Here is a 22,690-nt window from a genome sequence, read left to right on the forward strand (position 1 = left end):
CCCCGACCTCAACACTTCGGACACAGCCACAAATCTCCCGCAACTATCCATAACCGATACGGATGTAGTCAACGATTTCTATACTGTAAATGGCAGCTCGTAACATATATTGGTAAAAAAAAGGGGGGGGGAATTATGATTAAAAAACTCATTGTCACAGGTACCGTACTAACGGCATGTATAGCCGCAGGAATTTACTACCCCTTTCTCGGCCAATCGGACAAAATCTTAAAACCGGTCATTCCAAACATGGCATCCTATCCGTATGTCGAAATGGAGGATCTCGTGGGTCGAGCAGATGTCGTTGCTCATGGAATTGTCAAGAAACGGGGCAAAACTCAAATTGTCAAAATCCCCGTCTCCACAGAAATTGATGTAACAAAAGAGAATGAAGGCAAATTCCTAGAAAGCGTGGAAACTCCGGTTACGATTGAAGTAATGGATACGATTAAAGATAAAGAAAAAAAGAAGACCATAATCTACTGGGAGGAAGGCGGCGAGCTCTCCGACCGCATTGTTGAGCCTGACGGCGGATTTCCTCAGGAAGGCGATGAAGTTGTCATTTTTCTTAACCAATCCGGACATTCCTGGGGAGCACAAGGAGTGCTAAAAGTTAACGATAACCAAGTCGATGTCCTTGAAAACAAGCAGATAAGGAAATACAATCTTGAAGATTTTGATACTAAATTAAAAAACCTCGTTGCAAATAACAAGTAAAATAGTCAAAGGTCAACAGAAGTTCTTGCCCTTGCGGCAAGCTGCCGGCAATCAGCTTCACATTCAACTCTTTTACTTTGCAAGCTGATCCTCTTCATTTACAATGAACGAATAACATTTCGAAGAATGGAGGATGACCATGTATGAGTGAACCGTGGGCTGCTTCAATGAGCGGGGTTCCCTGGAACTTGGAGAAAATGAATAGCGCTGTCAAACAGCTGCGGAACCGGGCTGCCATTAGCTTTGTGGTCGGGACCGATGAAACGGACGATCTGCTGAAGCTGGATGAACGGGTGTTTTCCAAACGGCCGGATCTGATTTTGCATATAAGCAATAGAGAGGATAAAGGCCGCTATACGGAAAAATTCCTGACGTCACTCGCAGGCTTAAAGCATGTCGCCGCTTTGCAGCTGGATCTCCAGCAGCAGCAGGATCTGACTCTGTTAAGCGCGCTGAATCGTATGGATTTTCTGAATATACGCTCACAAAAACCGCAAAATCTTGATTTCATCCGACATTATAAACAGTTACGGTACCTTTCGCTCAGTGGTAAATTCGAAGCCTTGGAGCCGATTGCAGACTGCATGAGGCTGGATACACTTGTCCTGAATTGTGCGATTGACCAGCTGGATTTTGTTGCAGACCTGCCGCTGATGGAGTATCTGGCACTAGACAGCTGCACGTTAAAAGGTTCGCTGGAAGTGCTCGCTGATTCCAATATAAGGATGCTGAGGTTGTCCACCGTCCGAGGTCTGACCAATATTGATGCGCTGGGAGCCCTGCACAAACTGGCTTATCTTCACCTGTCGCTGCCCAAAGTCGAGCGGCTGTGCGATTTCTCAAGCATGAAGGATCTCCGGCAGCTTGAGCTGGATTTCATGAAATCATTGAAGGAGATTAATAACCTGTGGACCGCACAGCGGTTGGAGGTTCTGGACCTAAAAGACATACATACGGGATTAAAGGCGGAAGCTTTTGGTGGCTTGACAGAAATGTGCGGTCTGCGGCAGGTAGACTTTCGTTTTATCGACCCCCATAAAGGCCGGATTGCCGCTCTGCGCAAGCGAATGTATGAGGCGGGTAAAGAGCAGCTTCTCTACGAGAATATTCCTGATGAAAAGCGGATACCCTCCATGGGTCTCGTGCATCTTTCCCACATTCTGATGTAAGCGTACCTTTGCATAAAAAAGATGAGAACCCGCTTTCTGAGCGGGGTTTTGTCGCTTTTTAATTTTGCATCAGGATTAAATATCCGGTTATACAGCACCAAAAAAACGTTTTGCCAACACCGTTTAATTAATCTATTCTTCTAATCAGCTATCTTCTTTACGGGACAATAAATCTTGATTTCATTCTGATCATCATCGTGATCTCTAATGGTATTGCCATCATACTTCTCGAAATAATACTCCACATCATCATAGGTATAACCATTCTCGCCCATCCACTTCGATGTAAAATCATAGGCGTTTCCTGTCTTGCTGATGGGTCCTACATAGTAGGTAAGCGAATAGAGTCGCGGCAAGACATGCAGATGTACCATCCCATGGGGCACATTCGCGATCGGTTCTACTTCATAGCAGCAATAAAAGTCGACCTGCCCCGGGTTTCCTTTATAATTTGGCGGCGTAATACCATAGGTCGCATCGGGATTTTTAATATGACGAATCTCATCTTTCCGGTTAACTAATTCAGTGAATGCACGATTGATGCCATTGCCCAGATCAGAAAAATATTCCGTTGCCCGAACACCGACAAATGTCGTTATCTTCTTGGTCTCTACGATTTCCACCTTCATTTAATCACCCCATCGAGTAGTTTCTCCTGACGTATTCGTCTATGTAAAAATTCCAAATATTACAAACTAACTATATCATTCCAACAACTCCAATGTATAGAGCAATTGAACGAATTGACACTCGAAGCCACAGCTAAAAAGTTCACAAAAAGCCTGTCCAATCGCATTCGATCGGACAGGCTTCTGGAAGGTGATGCTTAGAATACCTTCGTCGTCCAGGATTCACAATTCCATGTTTCCGTTACGACATCGCGGTAAAATTCCGGTTCGTGAGAAATAAGCAAAATGCTGCCTTTGTACGCCTGAAGCGCACGCTTCAGCTCATCCTTGGCATCGACGTCCAAATGATTGGTCGGCTCATCGAGCACGAGCAGATTCGTTTCCCTGTTAATCAGCTTGCACAGGCGAACCTTGGCCTTCTCGCCCCCGCTGAGTACCGCAATCTTGCTCTCGATATGCTTGGTCGTAAGGCCGCATTTCGCCAGAGCAGCGCGGACCTCAAATTGCGAAAGGGACGGAAACTCATTCCAGATTTCCTCAATACAGGTGTTGTAGTTGCTGTCCTTAATTTCCTGTTCAAAATAGCCGACCTGTTGATGCTCGCCCCGCTGCACCGAACCCGAGATAGCTTGAATTTCCCCCAGGATACTGCGCAGCAGCGTTGTCTTTCCGATACCGTTCGCGCCGACAAGCGCAATCTTCTGCCCACGCTCCATACGCAAATCAAGCGGACGGGACAACGGGCTGTCGTAGCCGATGACAAGATCTTTGGTCTCAAAAATAAGCTTGCCGGACGTTCTTCCCACCTTGAAGGCAAATTGCGGCTTGGGTTTCTCCTTGGCGATCTCGATGACTTCCATCTTATCCAGCTTCTTCTGGCGGGACATCGCCATGTTCCGCGTCGCTACGCTTGCTTTGTTGCGGGCAACGAAATCCTTCAAATCTGCGATTTCCTGCTGCTGCCGCTTAAATGCCGATTCCAGCTGCTGCTTCTTCATTTCATGTACCTGCTGGAAATGCTCGTAATCGCCAACGTAACGATTGAGCTCCTGATTTTCCATATGGTAAATCAAGTTAATAACGCTATTAAGGAAAGGAATATCATGCGAGATCAGAATGAACGCATTCTCGTATTCCTGCAGGTACCGCCTCAACCAGTCGATATGCTGCTCGTCTAAATAGTTGGTCGGCTCATCCAGCAGCAGAACTTCTGGTTTCTCAAGCAGGAGCTTCGCCAGCAGCACCTTGGTCCGTTGTCCTCCGCTGAGGTCGGCAACATCCTTGTCCAGCCCGATATCTGTCAGCCCCAGACCGCGTGCGGTTTCATCGACCTTCGAGTCGATCAGATAAAAATCCTGGTTCGTCAGTGTATCTTGAATGGTGCCCACATCCTCAAGCAGCTGTTCCAGCTCCTCCGGCGTCACATCGCCCATCCGGCCATACATATCGTTCATCTCCTGCTCCATATCGAACAGGTATTGAAAGGCCCCTCTCAGCGCATCGCGGATCGTCATCCCCTTGGTCAACACCGCATGTTGATCCAGATAGCCTACACGCATACGCTTGGACCATTCTACCTTGCCGTCATCCGGCTGAAGCTTGCCTGTAATGATGTTCATAAAAGTTGACTTGCCCTCGCCGTTGGCGCCAATAAGTCCAATATGCTCACCCTTCAGCAAGCGGAAGGATACGTCATTGAAGATAGCGCGGTCTCCAAAGCCGTGGCTCAGTCGTTCTACATTCAATATACTCATAACTTAACACCTTTTCTTTGTGTAATACTCTCGATTATAAGCGTTAAAGGGGCCCGAGCTCAATGCCGAATTCCTACAAATTCTGCAGGCTGATACCTGACTCCGGGTCGAAGGTCAGCATTTTTGTCCCGATCTTATCGATAAAGAAACGGTCATGGCTGACCGTCACAACCGCGCCGGGAAAATGGATCAGCGCCTGCTCCATGACCTGAATGCTTGTCAGATCCAGATGGTTGGTCGGCTCATCCAGTATAATAACGGCTGCGCCCGAAAGCAGGCATTTGGCGAGCGCGACCCGGGCCTTCTGCCCACCGGACAGGCTGCCGATCGTTTTGCTGAGATCCATCTCCGAGAATTGCAGCATCGACAGAAATTTGTTGACCTTTTTTCGCGGCGCGTCCAGTCCCAATCCGTACGTATTCACCGTGTGGCTGACGGTATCCTTGGCATTAAGCTCCTCCCACATCCGGTTGAAATACGCATAGCTGACGCCCTTCTCCCAGCTCACCTCGCCGGATAAGGGGCTCTCCTGCCCCGTAAGCACCTTAATGAGCGTCGACTTCCCGCTTCCGTTAGGACCCGCAATGACCAGGCGGTCTTCTTTCTGAAGATCAAAGCTGATGTCCTGAAAGATAATCCGGTCTTCATAAGTCTGCCCGATGCTCTTCACTTCACAGAGCTTGTCCGGAAAACGCAGCCGCTCATAAATATCGGTGATCAGAACGTTCACGGGATGCGGCTCGATCCGCTTCTTATTATCAGCCAGCTTGCGGGAGAGACTATCTTTCGGCGTCTTTCTGCTTGCGCGGCTGTCTATCGCTTCGGATTCCATGAGCAGAAGCTCTTCCTCCCACTCGAATTGGCGGTCCAGCTCTTTTTTGCGCATCTTCTTTTTGCGGACGTAATCGGTGTAATTCCCTTCATATTCCTGAAAATGATAGTTCTCGATCTCGATCGTCCGCGTGACCACCTTGTCTATAAACTGCCTGTCATGGGACACCAGAATCATGGCCCCCTTGAACCGGTAAAGCCACTGCTCCAGCCAGGCTATGCCTTCCAGGTCCAGATAGTTCGTCGGTTCGTCGAGCAGGACGACATCGGGGAGCTGAATTAACATCTTGGCGAGCGCCGCGCGATTTCTCCAGCCTCCGGATAATTCATCAATCGGCTGATTGCGCGACCGCTCATTGAATCCAAGCCTTGTCAGCACCGTGTCAATTTCGACGGAAACGTTCCAGCCATCCAGATGCTCCATCTGTTCGAAAAGCTCGGCCTGCCTTGTGAGCAGTCTATCCATCTCGCCGTCATCGGCAACCAGACCCAGCTGTTCCCCCACTTCCCGCAGCTCACGCTCAATAAGAGCAACTTGCTCGAAGCACATTTCCAGTTCCTGCTGAACGGACAAGCTGCCGCGCATTTCCGAGAATTGCGAGAAGTACCCTATTTTAACCTGGGGATCGATGTCCACTTTTCCGGAAGTGGGCTCTTCTTGGCCCAGAATCAGCTTGAACACCGTTGACTTGCCGGCGCCGTTCCGTCCAATAAGGCCGATCCGTTCATCCTTGTTCAATCGAAAATAAATGTCGCGCAGGATCATCGACTCTTCGTATTTCTTGGTCACATTCTCCAACCGAATCACACTCATGACTATCACCCTTCTATGCTTCATCCGTCTAATAGACGGATAACGAGACTAATGTTCCCAGTATACGTCAATGTGCCGGTTCATTCCTACCTTTTGCAAAATCTGCATCCTCCTGTCGTATATGCAGCGCTACACGATGTACCTGTAAGGGTATACCAAACAGGCTGCAATCAACACTGTTGATTGCAGCCTGCTGAAGGTCGATTGCAGTCAACTCGAGAGAAGCTCCTCTAGTCTTCCAATCGCATATACACACTTCTTTCATTAAAGCCCAGCGACTTCCAGAACTGATGTCCTCTTTCATTCCAGGACATCACTTCAATATCGATTTGATGCGTTCCTAATAAATCAATCAACTTCGTGAAAGCCGTTTTTCCATATCCCTGTCTTCGACTATCTCTACAAATAAAGAACTGCCTGAGATATAAGGGCTCCCTTGCATGGTTTATTAAAGCATAACCTTTTATTTCGTTCTTTTCCTTAAATAGATACGCATTGTAGTCTGTATTTATAAAACCTTGCATTCTCTCTTTCAATTGCTCCATATTCATTTGATTGTCATACTGTTCGTCCTCAATAAGCTGCTTGTTTAAAACCGCAAGCAAGTCCAGGTCTTCATTTGAACAAGTCTGAATACATAATTCATTCATATCAGATCACCTTTAAAACGCAGACGGCAAAATGAACGCCGAGCAGCTTGATTTGTTGATTTGCGACCAGGTTAACTATCATGAATACGGTTACCGATTATACGAGAGCCGTACTAGACCCAATCCTCTTGACCTTTGAAAGGCATATGAACTCCCTCGATATACCGCGGCTTCGGCAGATATTCATTAATGCCGGGAACCGCTTCTCCCCGGAGCAGAAAAGCGCTCGGCCAGGTTTCCGCCTTGATCCTCGTGCTGGTCGGAATGTAGCGAATCGTCAAGCCGCAGCGGCGCAAAGGGGAGTGGTTGGCTTCCGACCCATGAATGATATTGGGATGATGCACCGAGACGCTTCCCGACTTCAGCACAAGATCCACCGCTTTGGATTCTTCAACTAGGGCGGGATCCACTTCCGATTCCAGTACGCTGTCCACATCCGTGTACCGCTTCATTTCATGCAGATTCATCGTCTGTGTGCCGGGAATAACGCGCATACAGCCATTTTCCGGCAGCGAATCGTCAACTGCAAGCCACAGCGTAATCACATTCATCGGCTCAAGCGGCCAGTAGCTCCCGTCCTGGTGCCACAGAACCGGCTTGCCGTCAAAAGGCGGCTTGCTGATATAATGCGAAGCGAACAGCGCAATATCCGGTCCGATAAACTGCTCGGCAATATCGAGCAGACGGTCATCGCCGATCAGCCTCACCCAGAACGGATCGTCCGTAATGTACATATTGCCCAGCTGCTCGGGACGGACGCCCGGATATTTGCGCATCAACCATTCGATATGCTCTTTGGCTTCCGCCATTAACCCGGCATCCAGCACATTTTCAAATACGGCATAACCTTCCTCATCGTATTGCTTTTTTAAGGCTTTCAGACCTGATTCATTCATGCAGTCATCATCCTTTCAATCTGTTTAGCCCGTTGTAGATCAATTGGGCGCTTTCGGCCCGGGTAGCCGAATCGAGCGGCGCGAAGCTTCCATCGGCCCTTCCCTGGATAAGCTGCAGCCGAATCGCTTCGTTCACAGCTTCGCTCGCCCAGCCGCTGATCTTCCTCATATCCTTGAAGACGGAATGCCCTTCTCCCGCCATTTCATCAGGCGCATGATGGAGCAAAGACCTTACCAGCATGACAGCCATCTGTTCGCGGGTTATGACTTGATTGGGACCAAATTCCTCAGTCGTTATCCCCGTAATGATACCTGCCCTAAACGCAGCTGCTACCGGATCGGCATACCAGCTGTCTTCCGGCACGTCGGCAAATCCCGCATTCGTTCCGGCCTCCAGATCGAACGCACGTACCAGCATGGCGGCAAATTCCGCCCGGGTCACATCCCCCTTCGGCTCGAAGCGGCCGCTTGGCGTGCCTTCGACAATCTGACGGGCGCTCAGATCGCGCAGCACCTCGTAAGCCCAATATTCGGAAGGCACATCTTCATAGCGGATGTCATATTCAAGAAGCGCATACATGCCCGGTTCGGTAATCTCAGCCGTATACTTGTTATTTTCAATATCAGCCGGGATATAGGTTAGTTTGCCATCGGGCGAAATCCTGTACAGATAGACCGGTCCGACCTTGTCTGCTGCCATTCGCTCGAACGCAAGCTTCACCGGCTCGGTAAAATGTTCCGCTGACGATGTCCGGCCACCGGTTGAGACCTCCGCTCCCACTTCAAACAGGGGAGACTGGAGCTTTAGATTAACCTGTCCCGGAACAGCCGCCTGCTTCATCTTCTCAGCTGCCTGTTCATCGCTGATACGGTTGAGCAAGAGAGATAGCGTACCCTCTGCTGCCGATTCATGCTGAGAGGTCAATGCCCGGAGCAGAGCTGCCGGGAAGGATGCGGAGAAGCTTCCGGCATTCACCTGCACCACCTGATTCTCAAGCACACTGCCAGCCTGCAGCGTCAGCTCCACTCTGCCTCCGGATTCGTTCATTGTTAGAACAAGACTGCTTAGCCCCAGCATGCTCCGAATTTCATCAAGGCTTATCTTCAGCACAGAAGATGATCCATCCGTCCCTGCAGCTGAACCGACCGGACTGCCGTTCCCTGAAGGAGCTCCGGTTCCTCCATCTCCGCCAGAAGCGCCATTGCCTCCGGTTCCCTCTTCTCCGCCCGAACCGCCATTGCCCCCGGTTCCTTCTTCTCCGCCAGAGCCGCCATTGCCTCCGGTTCCTTCTTCTCCGCCCGAACCGCCATTGCCACCAGTTCCTTCTTCTCCGCCGGAGCCGCCATTGCCACCTTCTCCGCCGTCAGGTTTGCCGATAAACTTCATATCGGCCCATTTGGACTGGTCGTCACCGTCTCCTACCCACATGACCTGGCCCCAGATCCCGGGTCCGGCATTCCGGGTAGCGGCAACCGTCATTCCCACCTTTGTATCATTGGCGGGTACGAATGGGACCGTTTGCAGCGCGCTCCAAGGGATTGCCATTTCCACAGTATATTTATGCGCTGCCTGATCAACGGATGATTCGATGACAGCGCTGGTCAGCGCTTCTTCCTCCTTGCCGGAGTCGCCGCCCCGTCGCATAAAGACATGTGGCTGGGAATCCGGACCGCTCGGCGTAAAGAATACGGCATAATCCCCCGAGCCATACGTCGCCCCGTTCTTGTTGTGATCGATATCCAGGAAAAGCATCGAGGCAGTCGACACATACATCGTAGCTCCCGTCTCGGTGAAAGCGAAAGCACTGTCTTCCCGCTCCTCGAGCACGTACAGATTCTGGGCATCCCATTTCATCCGGTACTTTGCTTTCAAGCTGCCGGAATCGCCCCAAATCTTGCCGAAACGCAGAATGTCAGGCGCAGATCCGCTAATCTCGATGGTCTGTGCATCGCTCCATTCATTCCCGTCAGCCTGGCCGTCGACCGTAACCGGGGAGGCAGCCCATGCAGCCTGATATTCCGGCTTGGTAAAGCTGATGTTGACTGGCAGCATAAATTCCGTAGCCGCCTCACCGGATGAGAAGCGGATCATCTGGGCAGGCTGCGCGGTCTGAATACCGGCATCTGCCGTCACCTCGACACGAATCAAACGCGTCTGGTGCGGGAGTAGCACGATGTTATTGTCCGGGAATGCAGCTGATAATTGCCCGGCGCCCTGCGCGGTCAGTACAAGCTTCTGCAGCATGCCGCCCCAGCCGCCCGCCTTTTGGCTGTTTCCGATTTTCACGTATACAGATCCGCTGTCACTGACGTAAGGGCTAAGCGGATAGCTGCGTTCCGCCTGGTTGCTTTGCCCCACGACCGGCTGGCTCTCGACATCGGCAACCACCCAATTCTCCCCGTCCGTAGAGAAGGAGACCTCGAAGCGGTTCGCCAACGTTAACTTCGCTACCGGCTCGATCATCTCCTGCGTAACAGGCAGCCGATAGACAAAATAATGATCCGAATCGGCGTATCTGCTCCCGTCGCCGGCCAGCTCCGATCCGCTGTCCGCAAACAGATACGTGTTTTCCCCTTCTGTTCCCGTCCTGAAGGACAGCAGCTGCGTTTCTGCGTTCTCCGATAAGGTCATGTCCACATTCCGCGGCTCGGGATCGCGGTTCGTAATCGCAAGCTGAAGCGACCTTGTCTGACCAGGCTCAAGCTCCAGAGAGCGATTGGTACGTACCGTAAACGGCGCAATGCGCTGTTCATAACTAAGAGCGAAGCCATAGATAACCGGCCCGTTGCCTGTCGTTTTATCGGCATTCTCCATCTTGACGTAAACGCTGCTGCCTTCAGCGGCATAGGCGGACAAATCGATGGTCTTTATCGCCCGCCCCCGTTCGACCGGCGCTCTGTACAACTCCGTCCAGCTCACATTATCTGGCGAGACGCTGATGATATAATTGTTTGCGACATCAAGTGAAACACGCGCGTTCGCGTACTGGTTCAAATCGAACCCGTAGACCAGCTCTGCGTCATGATCCATAAACCGGAAATCCGCGATCGCGCCGCCGGTATTTTTCACCACATATGCGGCATCCAGATTGTCCTGGTTCGTTTTGACGATTTTGTCCGTGAAATCGACCGGAATCGCATCCCCGACCGGCGCATCGGACCATTGCACGCTGATTTTCACACCGTCCTTGCGGTGGTCATGCCTGATAAGCAGCGTATTCGAGCCATTCTCCCATTCCCAGGATACGGTTACCGGGCTGCCGTTCTTATCGGTCCCCTCCACGGCCTGCGGATACACGCCGGCAGGTGAGCCAATTCTCGTGCTGGCCCGCGAATTCGGGGTCCCGGATAACGTAAATTCCGTTTTGTCCGGCATTTCCTCAACATCCGTCAAGCTGCCGCTGGCGAACAGGATTTCCGGTTTTACCGCCGCTTTGCCGGAGATATCAAGCAGCAGCATGCTGGATTCCGCCAGCATTTCCGTCATGCCCCCGACAACCGGGAGCCGATCGTCGAACAGGTTGATATAAGAGCCCTGCAGCTGAATCTGCGCCGGCTGCTCCAGCGTTTGGATCGCCGTATAAGGGCCACGTACGGCCTTCATTACATTCGTTTCCGTATAGGTTTCCCCCGCCTGCTCCACTGCATATTTGGCTATATCGCGGACAAGCTGGGAAGCTGTCTGACTGGCAGCGAAATACGCAGGCGTCACGCCCAGTACAATCACTTTTCCGCTGCCGACAGGCTGCTCGTACGCGGCAGCTTTCCCGCCCGCTGTATATAACGGAACCGCCCCCGCTCCAAGGTCAGCCGTTGTGACGGTGAAATTACGGGGAATGACAACCGATTCGCGTCCGCCAAAAGCTCCGTCTCCTCCGGACGCCGCCTGCAGCTCCACGTCCGCGACCCCTGTGGAGGTTTGCTCATTGTTAACGGCCAATCCGAGCTTATTCCACAGGTCCTGCTTCGGCGACGGCAGATTCTGACCCTGCCACCATTCGGACAGGCTGTCGCTGGCGCCCGATCCGCCGGTATAAACAAGTACACCGCCCCCATTCACCCAATCGCGGATCGCTTCATTCACTTTATTGCCGGTTTGCGGACTGCCGTTTCCGTCAACCGCTTTCCAGACATCGTAGCTGGCGAACAACACCTTTGTAGTGGACAACGCTTCCGGTTTCGTTAAATTCTCCACCGGAATGACCTGTATCGGAAGCCCCTTGGCCACGAGCGGCACCATCGGACCATAGAAAGAGTTTACACTGCCAGACGAAGCCATTTGTGAAATGGTATCCGAATACAGCACGCCGATTCCCGAAGTCCCTGCTTCAACGCTTGCCGGTTTGTCGTACATATCCTGCAGCGCGCGAAAGACGTTTGTTTGCACCGTTTTGTAAGGCCCCGGCGCCTGGGCAAAGCCGCGTTCCGCCCACGGGACCACTTCAAATTGCTTGAACTGCGGCTGCATCAGCTGCGCCGCGATCGTTGTTTTATAGAAATCTTCATATTCCTGCCAGCCATATGAGCTGCTGTCCGCTTTGGGATCAGCCAGTGCATAGAGCTGTTTGCCGTCATTGCCGAGCTTTAAGTTGGCAAACGAAGAATAATCGATGTAAGCGGATTCAAATATCCGCCGTTCGCTTTTTCCCGCGTATGGGACCGGCACCAGTGCGGTATCGCTCCATACCTGCCCGATATATCCGTCAATCGTCGGAATATTGTAATAATCGTAATTGGACGTCGTGATTCCGTACATCAGATAGCTGATCCCCGTATGGGAAGCAATCAGCACCTCAGTTCCGGGATAATGGGCTTTGATTTTTTCCGACACTTCCTTGAATGTCCGGTAGCTCAAAAAGACCTTGAGCTTCTGTGCCTTATACTCCGCATCCCTGGAGGAATCCGGCGCGACCCACGGCTGCCCGTAATAGGACTGCCATTCTCTTTTGAACGCTTCGGAATACCCCGATTTGAGGAATACATCGGGCTCCTCGAAGACGATCCGTTTGGCGCCCGCCTCGATACTGCGGCGGGACAGCTCGTAAACATACTTGTTCCAATTTTCCGTAGGCACCATATAAGGCACATGAACAGCGGTCGGATGCGTAAAACGGTTGCCGTCTTTATCCAGCTGAATTTCGTCCTCATGATTCTGGCCGTCGAAATTTCCCGGCACATAATCGTTCATATCCCGGTTCACGGCCATCATTACATCCACCTGATAACCTTTGCCTGTCCAGGCGCCAATTTTCGATTCAAGCGATGCCGGGTTGCTTACATAGACCATAACGGAATCCGCCAGCACATGCGATGTCTCATCTTCCCCGCCAGCCCCCGTCTGAAATGTCGTGCGGACCACATCGTTCACCGCAGGGTCTGCCTGCGCGTAGGTCTGAACGGAGAACAGCATCACTGCGGCAAGCAGACCGGGAATAAGTTTCGATCTCATCATATAATCATTCCTCCTTAGATAATCTTGGGATTGAACGTGAACAAAGAATCAACAGCTTGCCATCATCTACTGGCTTGCAAGGTTCTTCCTTCTTGAAATAGAAGCATGTTCGTCAACCACCCCCGACCTGTTCCCCAGTCAAATTAATCATGCTTACCACAACCGTTAATACGTTTTTTCCTCCTCTTGACTCCCCTTATCCAAAAAATTCCTTGCTGTATCGCCTCCATGAGCTCTGCTCCGCCCATCCTGCCGCTCCAGCAAGGAAAAACCTGCTTGCATACGCTTCGCCTCCACTTTGCCGCCTCTAAGAAGGAAATTCCTTACTGCAGCGACTCCGCCGCTGCGAATCCGTCCATTCGACCGCTCCAGCAAGGAAAAAACCGCTTGCATGTGCTTCGTCCTCACCCTGCCGCCTCTAAGAAGGAAATTCCTTACTGCAGCGACTCCACCGCTGCGATTCCGCCCATCCGTCCGCTTCTTTATGATCAATCATGTCAACAAGTGCAATGATCTGCTCCATATTGTAAAAAAATAATGCTGTCAGTATCAGCAGCAGGTTTCAGCTATTCAGGCAAGTCACGAGCCATTTGCGTTCTCCCGGCAGCACGCCAGCCACATGGCACGAGACCGTTTCACCGGGCAATACCACAAAACCATCGTTCAACGGCCTTGCCGGTGGCGATTCCGAAGCTCCTTCTGTTTCTGATTCTGCCCCTGTTTCTGCCCCTGTTTCTGCTCCTGCTCCTACTTCTGCCCCTACTCCTGCCCCTGTTTCTGCTCCCGCTCCCGCTTCTGCTCCTCCCTCTGCTTCAATCTCTTCCACTCCCCGCACTCTGACAAAAAGCGCAGCTGTTTCGCCCGTGTTGGTCACGGTAACCCGGGTTCCGCCATTCTCCTCCGCGGTCTCCCAGCTTAAAGCCGTTGCCGCCAGCGAACAGAAAGCCTGCAGTGGCGGTGCTTCCCCATCCGTTTTGACGGCAAATGTATACTCATTGTCCGCCACAAGCTGACGGGTCACAGCGTCTCTGGCTTCCAGCCGCACAACAAACACATCTGCCGCCGGCACCTTGAAAACCGCTTCTCCAGCCAGGACCGCTTCCGCCTGCCCCGCTTCTTCCACAATGAAATCCCCGGATGCCAAGCGGCTTCCCGATGCATCCAGGGCGGTCCATTCAACCCGTGCGGGACCGTCTGTCCCCACTCCATCGCGCGTCAGAAACACCGAGCTTGTAAAGTTCTCCCCCGGGAGATACGCAGCAGCTTCATAGCGGAGAGAAATATGCCGGTTGCGGTTCGCCCTTGCCACCCAACTGTAAGCAAGCTTCGGATCGCCATAATAGTCGACGGAGCTGGTGCAGGACACATTGGGATAAGGCTCGTTGAACTGCCACAGCAGGCTGCCGCTGCAATACGGTGCGCGGCGCCGGTTCGCTTCGACCGCATAGCGGATCCCCTCCGCCTGAAGCCACTGAGCCGCTTCCGACATCTGGGCAAGGGTATCAAACGGCCCGCCGAACAGGGACTGCAGCTGATCATCCATGTTCCAGTATTCATACCCGTGCTGCAGCCATTCGATGGAGCCGGACTGCTCCGGACTTAACCGTTCCGGCGGTAGAAAGCGGCGCAGGCTCTCCGGAGAAGCGAAACCATCTCCGCCATATTCGCTGTGCAGCAGCGCATCGCTGGCATTATAGAGCGCGTAGTGCCCTTCCGCTCCCGAATATTTCCAAGGTCCGTGCACATCGTACATGATCCCCTTTCCGGCATCTTCCTCTCCGAGGAAGAAGGTCGGACCCGACGGGGAAGTCGGAAGAAAATAGCGGGTATCGTCCAGATCGGAGACCAGATTCCGCAGCAGCTGCATATTGGGATGCCGGTCTGTCAGCGGCTTCATCCGGCTGTCCAGATGACCGCCTTCGGTTAATTCATTGCCTCCGCACCAGATTGCCAGCGACGGATGATTGCTCCGCTCGCGCACCACATGACGCATCGTGTCGTATAGAGTGTGTAGGAACGCCGGTGCGGCCGAAGGTTCGTTATTGAAGCCGGAGCTGGATTGCATCATCTCCTGCCAAATCAGAATGCCCGCCTGATCGCACAGGCTGTAGAACAGCTCCGTTTCAATCAGCCCGCCTCCCCAGACACGAAGTATATTGACATTGGCTTGTTTCGCCAGGGCGATAAGCCGGCGCAGCTTATCCCCTGTATCCCTGCCATATAACTGATCGGCGGGAACCCAGTTCCAGCCTTTCATGTAAATCGCCTGCCCGTTGACCGCGACCGTATATGCCAGAGCGTCGGCTGGCGCTCCCGGATTCGCATGAAAGGATAACGACCGAAAACCCACCGTCGCACCCGCAATATCCGCAACGTGTATATGCCCATCGGTATCCGGATGATGCAGCTTCACCTCAACCCGGTACAGCGGCTGATCCCCATAGCCGTTAGGCCACCACAGACGGACTGCTTCCACTGGCAGCTGCAGCCGGATCGTCTGCAGTCCGGGATTGACGGCCCCTTCAAACCGCTCCGAGCCGACATGTTTTCCATCAGGGTCATACAGATCAGCTTCCAGCCGGACAGCGCCGCTATTGACGCTTTCCACAATGGCATTTACTTTCAGCAGACCCGCCCCGTCAGCGGACGGCACCGCTTCATGCCCGACATGGTCCAGGGAGCACCAGTCCGATATTTTCAGCCCCACCTTCTTCCATAGTCCGATATGGACAAGCCGCGGACAGAAATCCCATTTGTAGCCGAAGCGGCTTTTGAGATGGTCGACTTCATCCGTCCGGCCCAGCTGCGCTACGCCTTCCGGCGAGCGCTCGAGCACAATCGCCAGCATGTTGGATTCGCCCAAACGCAGATAATCCTGCGGCAGTTCAATCAGACCGGGCTTGAACATGCCTGTGTGGCTTCCGCATTCCCGGCCGTTCACCAGAACTCTCGCAGAATGGTCGACCCCTTCCAATACAAGGCGTATCCGTCTGCCCGCCCACGATGGGTCCGCTTTGAATGAGGTGCGGTACATCCAGTCCCGGGCGTTCACCCATTCGCAAGCCGCCGAATGGGCGCCGAAATAGGGATCCGGCAAATATCCGGCGCGGTGCAAATCCCAATGAATGCTGCCCGGCACGGAGGCGGGTATCCACGGCACGACGCCTTTTAGCTCAAGTCCCAGCTCCATGCTTTTGCCAAAAGCCCAGAAGCCGGGGTAAAAACCGCTAAGCTCCCATGCCGCGTTCAATTCCAGGTATACTTCTCTTCCTTTCACCATTCCTCGTTTCATCTCCCGCCATCATGTTAAACAGCCAGCTCAAACAAGCTCGTGCTTTTCTGCCCTCTTACGATGTGTACCAGAACTTGAGCGTTACAATCTCCTTCGGCTGCACCGTAACCGCCCACTCATTATCTGACCCCGCTTCCAGGAGCCCGATCGTCTGTTCATCCAGGTTCACCCGCTCCGCCCGGCTAACCTGGGCCAGCGGTCTGATCTCTGTGCTTTGCGCCGTCTCCTGGCAGTTCCACAGACGAAGAATCCAGGCATCCGCATCGTCCTCCGCCTGTTTATAAGAGCTCACAATCAGTCCACTGCCCTGGATGTCGAGGTAAGAACGGCGCGCCGGCAGATCGGCCGGCCTTCTGTGCAGCGTTTCATGGGCAACCGCCCCCGCCGGGCGGTTAATGCTGCGGATGTCCAGCGCATACTGCTCCTTCTCGATCATTAAATCTCCGCCGGGCACAGCAGCCGGATCGAATGGCCGGAAAGCATATTCGAATTCCAGCGTTTGCAGAAGATTTCCGCCGTCGCCCCCGTCGCTCAATACCTCGCTGCGGGTACTGCGGAATAACGTGAGCCCTGCCGTTCTCGCCTTATCTTCCCTGACCTGCACCTCATAGAGCCCTTTGCTGAATATGGCAAGTCCATGCTGCCCATTATCGATGGAAAGCAGGCCGTTATAAGGAACGATACCGCTGTCCTTCTCGATATGACGGCTGTAATCCGGCTTCACGACATTCCTCCGGACCAAATCGAAAGGCGTGCTCGTCATGTACTCCCCGCTATCGATTCCGGTCGGCAGCAGCACCCGGAGACGATGGTCCCGCACATGATTGTCCACTACCGTCCGGCAGCGGATAACCGGATCATCCTTCCGGAGCGTCACATAAGTCGTTATCGGCAGGCTGGACCGGACAGCTGAGCGCCGGGTCTGATCGGCCGCAGCGGATTCCGGCACATCAAGCCGGAGGGCGATGCGCAGACAGGTCTCCAGCGGCCCGTCATACATGACGGATACCGAGGCAGGACCGGCCGCGGAGTTGACCGTTTCGTTGCTGACCGGAGCGATGAACTTCCAGCCGTCGCCGATATCCGCTTCGTCCTCAAAGGTCAACAGGCCCTTGGTTTCGTAACCTGTCGCCAGATCGCGCAGGGCAAGCGTTCCGTTCGCTGCGATCTCGAGGCGGACTCTCCCATTCTCCCAGCTTGTCGGAGACATCTGCTGCGAACCCGGGTAACGTACAGGCTCCGCCGCCTTGCGAAACGCATATTCGCCAGCACCAGGCGCCTCTGACAGATGCATCTCCACGGTATAGACAGTGTAACCGAAGGCGGGAATATCTGCTGAGAGCGCGACGGTATACCGGTCGACCGCCCGTCCGCGTGGAATGTCGCGGTAGGGGCGCCAGCGTTTGAGGCTGTTTTTCTGCAGGCCGATGATTTGGAACGGCACCTCCCGCCCTTCATGGTCCAGGAGCCTGAAGTTGGTCCCGGCCACCTCCGGGAACTGCGACGGGTTCGTCGTGCCTGCGGGCAGCTCCAGCTCGAAATGGACAACGCCCTTCACCTGCCGCTGGGACGAATTAAACAAAATCGCCGCATGACGCCCCTGTAGAGCCGACTCTTCGATATGGCCGCTGATAAACGCCAGCGCTTCGCTGGTCATCCGTTCGCCGATCGAGCGGCTCTGGGCGAAACGGTAGAGCATATCCTCATGCACCTGGGTGATCGAGCAGCCGCAGATGGAATCATGGGGATGGTTTTCCAGCAGATGTCTCCAGGCTTCGCCGAGAAAAGGCTTCGGATATGCCCGTCCGTCATGCTCTGCAAAAGCGCTCCAGGGCTCCGCCCAGCCCGTCAGCAAATATTCGCCTGACTGGTTCTGCTGCTTCAGATGAATCCGCGAGGAAAGCACGTTCGACAACACCATATTGTTGACGCCGTTATAGCCGGGAATCCGCTGTTCGCCGCGCAGCACATGGAGGCCGCTCACTTTACCCCGCAGCTCGTTCAAATACTCTTCGAGGCTGCTGTGGACCCACTCCACACCGGCATCCATGTTGTTAAGCAGCTCCAGCATCCAGCCAAGACGCGGCTCGATCTCGACATGATCGCAGCCGTCGAGCCCCAGCGCGATATCGGTCGTGATGCGCGCTTCCTTGTAAGTGATCATGCCTTTGGCACGGCTGACAAGCTCCTCTTCATCGTACTGAAAATCCCGCTCGACGAACGGCCAGCGGAGGAAGAAATAGAAGTCGCTGTAAGCCCTGTCCTCATCCAGCTTCAAGGCCAGCACCCTGCTGCCGTCAGCGCCTTCCCACCACACCTCCGAAGGGTCGCCGTCGCCGTGAAATCCACGAAACAGCACGGCATTATCGATGCCGAAGCCGCCCAATATCTGTGGCATCTGACTGTTATGGCCGAAGATATCGGTGACGTAACCGGATTTCATCGGCTCTGCTCCCATCGCCCTGGACTGCCTGAAACCGGCCAAGAGGTTGCGGACGAGCGATTCCCCGCTGACCAGGAATTCATCCGGCATGACATACCACGGTCCTGCTGCGAGCCGTCCCTCCTGCAAATAAGCCTTCAGCTCCCCCTCGCGTTCCGGTCTGATCGCCGTGTAATCGCTTAGGACCACCGTTTGCCCATCCAGCATAAAATGGCGGTATGAAGCGTCTGCCTTCAGATGGTCAAGCAGTTCATCCATGAAATACACCAATCGCGTGCGGTAATTCTGAAAATCCTCATACCATTCCCGGTCCCAATGCGTATGCGAAACAACGACTATTTTCTTTAATGTCCTGCTCTCTGGCTGCTGTGTCATGTATTTAATAAACCTCCTGTTCTTAAGCGCCTCAATGAAAGAAAAGGCAGAGAACGGACCGATGTTCCCTTCTCTGCCCTCCATGTCTGTTATTTAGCTGCATTCATTTAATATTGCGGTTTGGCTTTGTTCGTCTGCAGCTCGTTTACTTCGTCAATGATTTTCTGGCCGCCGGCCTTCAAATATTTGTCGATGGCCGCATCCCAATCCTGCTCTGTGATTTTATCGTTAATAATGGCTCCGTCGATCACAGACTGCAAATAATCGTTATAGAGCTGGGCTCCCTGCTCCACTTCAAGCGGCGAGAAGATGGTCGGGTTGCGGTATTCCGGATACTGCATTTTGTTATAAGCATCGAATTTCGCTTTCGCCTCCGCGAAATATTCGCCGACACCCGCGCCTTGGTACTTCGCTTCCTCGGATTCCCAGTTCAGCGCCTCGGACATCGGGGTAATCATCTGCAGCGGTTCGATTTGACCGTTCTTATAATCCGCTTCCTTGTCATCATCTGCCATCAGCAGCTTTTTGCCATCCTCGACTTTGTAGGTTTTGCCTTCAATGCCGTATCTTCTAAAATCGCTGCCGTCCGTAAACAGCCAGTTCAGGTAACGGAAATATCCGTCGGGATCCTTCATTTTAGCGGAAATATAGATGCCGCGGTCCCATGCTCCGAAAGGACGCAAGCCGCCCATCGTTCCATCCGGGCCTTCCAGCGGAGGCAGAATGCCAACTTTGGCAGCCGGGTTCGTTTTCTTCATCGTCGAGATAATTTCCGGGCCGTACCCCCAGTTGATACCCAGAACAGCCGCTTTGCCGGAGGTGAATTTCTGTTTGGCATGATCCCAGTTCTTGGCGATCAGGAACTCACTGTCCAGCAATCCTTCTTTTTTCAGGTTTTTGAGCCAGAAATAATAGTTTTTGCCCCCGTCCGTCAAATACCAGGGAACGATTTTTTGCGGATTATCCCGGTCTTCGCCATTTCCCGGCCCCCAGGCATAATGGGAGAATCCGAAGGAGGTGGACAGTCCGCCGAAGCCCCAGATCGTGTCCTGCGCCGTGATCGGTATCATTTTCGGATCGTTTTGTTTGATTTGGACCAGCGCCGCTTCCAGTTCCTTGACCGTCTTGGGTTCGGCAATGCCGAGCTTGTCGAAGATATCCTGCCGGTAGTACGTAAATATCGGCACAAGCGGGTTGGACACGTTTGGAATGAAGTAGATATCGCCTTTCTCGTCGGTCAGCGTATCCCAGACGGATTGCGGCACCGCCTCTTTCACCGCCGGATATTTATCCAGATATTCATTGATTTTCATAAAAGCGCCCTGGTCCTGCATTTCCTTGAACTTCTTGTCTGTAGGACCCCCCGCCCAGAATACGTCGGGAATGTCGCCGGAGGAAATGATCGTCATAATCTTCGTGTCATACTCCGTGACCGGAATGATCTGCGCATCGATTTCCACATTGCCCTGCTTGAACAATTCCTTCTCGTACGGACCTGCCTTCGTATAGGTGGCCGCTCCCCAAACAGGCCGTACATAACTGAACTTGACCGGCTTCGCCGCCGCTCCGCCATCATTTCCTTCTGCGGCAGACGGATTGCCTCCGCCTCCTTCTGCCGTTTTGCCCGGAGTGTTGTCTTTGTTGCCCGAACAGGCGGCCAGCAGTGACGCCATCATGAGAAAGACGAGCAGGATGATTCCCCTTTTTTGTTTCGTGGTTCTGCGCATTCTTCTTTCACCTCTTATACGGATTTGTTTTCTATGAGCAATCCTTGACGGATCTCCCAACATGTTTAGCCTTTCACGGAGCCGAGCATAATGCCTTTTACGAAATATTTCTGCAGGAACGGATAGACAATCACGATCGGCACGACGGCGAATATAATGCTCGCCGCTTTGATATTCTCCGGTGTCAGCATGATTTTGCTGGCATCCTGGCTGATGGTAGTGGATACGCCCCGCATATTGAGCGCATTCATATCGATAACGATGGAGCGGAGCAGCACCTGCAGCGGCCACTTCGTGTTGTCGGTAATGAAGAAGAGCCCGGTAAAAAAATCATTCCAGTGGCCGACCGCATAGAACAGGCCGATGGTTGCGATGGCCGGTTTGGACAGCGGTATGATCATCCGCCATAAAATGCCCATTTCGCTTGCGCCGTCGATCCGCATCGCCTCCTCCAGCTCCTCGGGAATGCTCCAGAAGAAATTGCGCATCAGAATCAGATTGAAGGGGACGACCAGGCCGGATACAACCAGCACCCAGATGCTGTTGAGCAGATGCAGATTTTTCAGCAAAATATAAGACGGAATCAGTCCGGGACCAAACAGCATCGGGATAATACAGAACCACAGCAGCATCCGGCTGCCCGGCATTTTCGTCTTGGACAGGGCGTAAGCCCCGGTAATCGTAACCAGCAGATTGAAGAGGGTGCCTACTCCCGTAGCGAAGACCGTGACGGCAAATGATTTGAGCAGCACAGAGGTTGAAAAGATATATTTGTAGGCGTCCAGCGTTACGCTGTACGGGACAAGCATCAGGGGATGCTCATAGATGGCATGCGCTTCGCTCAGCGACATCGCCAGTACATTCAGAATCGGGAGCAGCGTAATCAGCGCGAGTATGATCAGAACCAGTGAAATGATGGCCTGCACCCAGAGGGGATTGCGGTCCAATGCTTTGGGCTTGTTGATCAGCCTCAGGTCGCTTGCTTCAACCTGTTCCTGTGTGGTTACCATAATGATTTCTCTCCTGTCCGGCGGATAATATGATTGGCCGATACGATCAGGACCGCGGCGATCACGCCTTTAAACAACCCTACCGCAGTAGCCAGGCCATAATTCGCTTCCAGCAATCCGACCCGGTACACGTAGGTATCGATAATATCGCCCACGCTGTAAACAACGGGATTGGAGAGGATGAGAATCTGCTCGAAGCCGGCATCAAGGATACTGGCAAGCTGCAGAATGAGCAGCATAGCGATCATCGGCCGGATTCCGGGCAGCGTGATATGCCAGATTTGCTTTAGCTTTCCTCCTCCATCTACCTTGACTGCTTCATACAAATGCGGATCGATGCCCGTTAAAGCCGCCAAATAAATGATTGCCGCCCAGCCGAATTCCTTCAGAATGCCCGTCACAACAACCAAAGAACGGAAAACTTCGGGATTTGCAGCCAGATTAAGCGGTTCAAACCCCAGATTGCCGAGAACCAGATTAACGATTCCGGAAGGGCCGATGACATTGAACACGATACCCCCGAACACAACCCAGGACAGGAAATGCGGGAAATAAGTAATGGTCTGGATCGTCCGCTTGAACCACATGAGACGGATCTCGTTGAGCATCAGAGCGAACAGAATCGGCACCGGAAACCCGAACAAGAGACGATAGAAGCTGATGAGTACCGTATTACGGATCAGCTCCGGAAACTTGACCGACGAGAACATGGTGTCGAAATTTTTCCAGCCTACCCACGGACTATCCCAGACGCCCTTGAACGGCTGGAAGTTTTTGAATGCGATGACAATGCCGTAGAAAGGAATGTAATTGAATACCAGAAAATAAAGAAGAGTGGGCGCGAGCAATAAATAAAAGTACCGCCAATGCCAAATTTTCCGCAAAATGTGGTTCCCCCAATTTCAAAATGTATACGCTTCCTTGAATAAGG

General features: G+C 52.9%; 14 protein-coding genes. 2 read left to right on the top strand and 12 right to left on the bottom strand.

What is annotated here, in order from left to right:
- The first annotated feature begins 135 nt into the window (after positions 1–135).
- A complete protein-coding gene (locus tag IEY46_RS22270; RefSeq protein ID WP_188995140.1) occupies positions 136–717 on the top strand; it encodes a hypothetical protein in 582 nt (193 codons plus the stop codon).
- 143 nt (positions 718–860) lie between these two features.
- Positions 861–1,886, top strand: a complete 1,026-nt coding sequence (locus IEY46_RS22275) for a leucine-rich repeat domain-containing protein (RefSeq protein ID WP_188995142.1) — start codon at positions 861–863, stop codon at positions 1,884–1,886.
- 140 nt (positions 1,887–2,026) lie between these two features.
- On the opposite strand, the gene IEY46_RS22280 is transcribed toward IEY46_RS22275, so the two are convergent.
- From IEY46_RS22280 to IEY46_RS22335, 12 genes are all read right to left on the bottom strand, one after another.
- On the bottom strand, positions 2,027–2,515 hold the full coding sequence (locus tag IEY46_RS22280; protein ID WP_188995144.1) for a GyrI-like domain-containing protein: 489 nt from the start codon (positions 2,513–2,515) through the stop codon (positions 2,027–2,029).
- Positions 2,516–2,712: 197 nt separating this feature from the next.
- A complete protein-coding gene (locus IEY46_RS22285) occupies positions 2,713–4,269 on the bottom strand; it encodes an ABC-F family ATP-binding cassette domain-containing protein (protein WP_188995146.1) in 1,557 nt (518 codons plus the stop codon).
- 73 nt (positions 4,270–4,342) lie between these two features.
- Entirely contained in the window at positions 4,343–5,914 is a 1,572-nt protein-coding gene (locus IEY46_RS22290; protein ID WP_188995149.1) for an ABC-F family ATP-binding cassette domain-containing protein, read from the bottom strand.
- A gap of 230 nt (positions 5,915–6,144) precedes the next feature.
- The gene (locus tag IEY46_RS22295; protein ID WP_188995151.1) at positions 6,145–6,564 is read right to left on the bottom strand and encodes a GNAT family N-acetyltransferase; all 420 of its coding nucleotides are present in this window, start codon (positions 6,562–6,564) and stop codon (positions 6,145–6,147) included.
- A 113-nt stretch (positions 6,565–6,677) separates the two neighbouring features.
- The gene (locus IEY46_RS22300) at positions 6,678–7,460 is read right to left on the bottom strand and encodes a phytanoyl-CoA dioxygenase family protein (RefSeq protein ID WP_188995153.1); all 783 of its coding nucleotides are present in this window, start codon (positions 7,458–7,460) and stop codon (positions 6,678–6,680) included.
- A 7-nt stretch (positions 7,461–7,467) separates the two neighbouring features.
- Positions 7,468–12,912 carry an S-layer homology domain-containing protein gene (locus tag IEY46_RS22305; protein ID WP_188995155.1) on the bottom strand — a complete coding sequence of 1,815 codons (5,445 nt, stop codon included), beginning with the start codon at positions 12,910–12,912 and terminating at the stop codon, positions 7,468–7,470.
- A 165-nt stretch (positions 12,913–13,077) separates the two neighbouring features.
- Positions 13,078–13,305, bottom strand: a complete 228-nt coding sequence (locus IEY46_RS22310; protein WP_188995157.1) for a hypothetical protein — start codon at positions 13,303–13,305, stop codon at positions 13,078–13,080.
- A gap of 169 nt (positions 13,306–13,474) precedes the next feature.
- The gene (locus tag IEY46_RS22315) at positions 13,475–16,192 is read right to left on the bottom strand and encodes a glycoside hydrolase family 2 protein (protein WP_188995159.1); all 2,718 of its coding nucleotides are present in this window, start codon (positions 16,190–16,192) and stop codon (positions 13,475–13,477) included.
- Positions 16,193–16,259: 67 nt separating this feature from the next.
- A complete protein-coding gene (locus IEY46_RS22320; RefSeq protein WP_188995161.1) occupies positions 16,260–19,022 on the bottom strand; it encodes an alpha-mannosidase in 2,763 nt (920 codons plus the stop codon).
- A gap of 107 nt (positions 19,023–19,129) precedes the next feature.
- Positions 19,130–20,749, bottom strand: coding sequence for a type 2 periplasmic-binding domain-containing protein (locus IEY46_RS22325; RefSeq protein ID WP_188995163.1), 1,620 nt, complete (start codon positions 20,747–20,749; stop codon positions 19,130–19,132).
- A 65-nt stretch (positions 20,750–20,814) separates the two neighbouring features.
- Complete coding sequence (locus tag IEY46_RS22330) at positions 20,815–21,759, bottom strand: carbohydrate ABC transporter permease (RefSeq protein WP_188995165.1); 945 nt, start codon at positions 21,757–21,759, stop codon at positions 20,815–20,817.
- Complete coding sequence (locus IEY46_RS22335) at positions 21,753–22,643, bottom strand: ABC transporter permease (protein WP_229750466.1); 891 nt, start codon at positions 22,641–22,643, stop codon at positions 21,753–21,755. Before IEY46_RS22335 ends, IEY46_RS22330 begins: the two co-directional genes overlap by 7 nt.
- Positions 22,644–22,690 lie beyond the last annotated feature (47 nt).

It is taken from the genome of Paenibacillus nasutitermitis (assembly GCF_014641075.1).
In the GTDB taxonomy this organism is placed as follows: Bacteria; Bacillota; Bacilli; order Paenibacillales; family Paenibacillaceae; genus Paenibacillus_Z; species Paenibacillus_Z nasutitermitis.

Excerpts from the sequence above, each read along its gene's own strand:
- IEY46_RS22270 (WP_188995140.1), top strand. The coding sequence starts at position 136 with ATGATTAAAAAACTCATTGTCACAGGTACCGTACTAACGGCATGTATA.
- IEY46_RS22275 (WP_188995142.1), top strand. The coding sequence starts at position 861 with ATGAGTGAACCGTGGGCTGCTTCAATGAGCGGGGTTCCCTGGAACTTG.
- IEY46_RS22280 (WP_188995144.1), bottom strand. The coding sequence starts at position 2,515 with ATGAAGGTGGAAATCGTAGAGACCAAGAAGATAACGACATTTGTCGGT.
- IEY46_RS22285 (WP_188995146.1), bottom strand. The coding sequence starts at position 4,269 with ATGAGTATATTGAATGTAGAACGACTGAGCCACGGCTTTGGAGACCGC.
- IEY46_RS22290 (WP_188995149.1), bottom strand. The coding sequence starts at position 5,914 with ATGAGTGTGATTCGGTTGGAGAATGTGACCAAGAAATACGAAGAGTCG.
- IEY46_RS22295 (WP_188995151.1), bottom strand. The coding sequence starts at position 6,564 with ATGAATGAATTATGTATTCAGACTTGTTCAAATGAAGACCTGGACTTG.
- IEY46_RS22300 (WP_188995153.1), bottom strand. The coding sequence starts at position 7,460 with ATGAATGAATCAGGTCTGAAAGCCTTAAAAAAGCAATACGATGAGGAA.
- IEY46_RS22305 (WP_188995155.1), bottom strand. The coding sequence starts at position 12,912 with ATGATGAGATCGAAACTTATTCCCGGTCTGCTTGCCGCAGTGATGCTG.
- IEY46_RS22310 (WP_188995157.1), bottom strand. The coding sequence starts at position 13,305 with ATGCAAGCGGTTTTTTCCTTGCTGGAGCGGTCGAATGGACGGATTCGC.
- IEY46_RS22315 (WP_188995159.1), bottom strand. The coding sequence starts at position 16,192 with ATGGTGAAAGGAAGAGAAGTATACCTGGAATTGAACGCGGCATGGGAG.
- IEY46_RS22320 (WP_188995161.1), bottom strand. The coding sequence starts at position 19,022 with ATGACACAGCAGCCAGAGAGCAGGACATTAAAGAAAATAGTCGTTGTT.
- IEY46_RS22325 (WP_188995163.1), bottom strand. The coding sequence starts at position 20,749 with ATGCGCAGAACCACGAAACAAAAAAGGGGAATCATCCTGCTCGTCTTT.
- IEY46_RS22330 (WP_188995165.1), bottom strand. The coding sequence starts at position 21,759 with ATGGTAACCACACAGGAACAGGTTGAAGCAAGCGACCTGAGGCTGATC.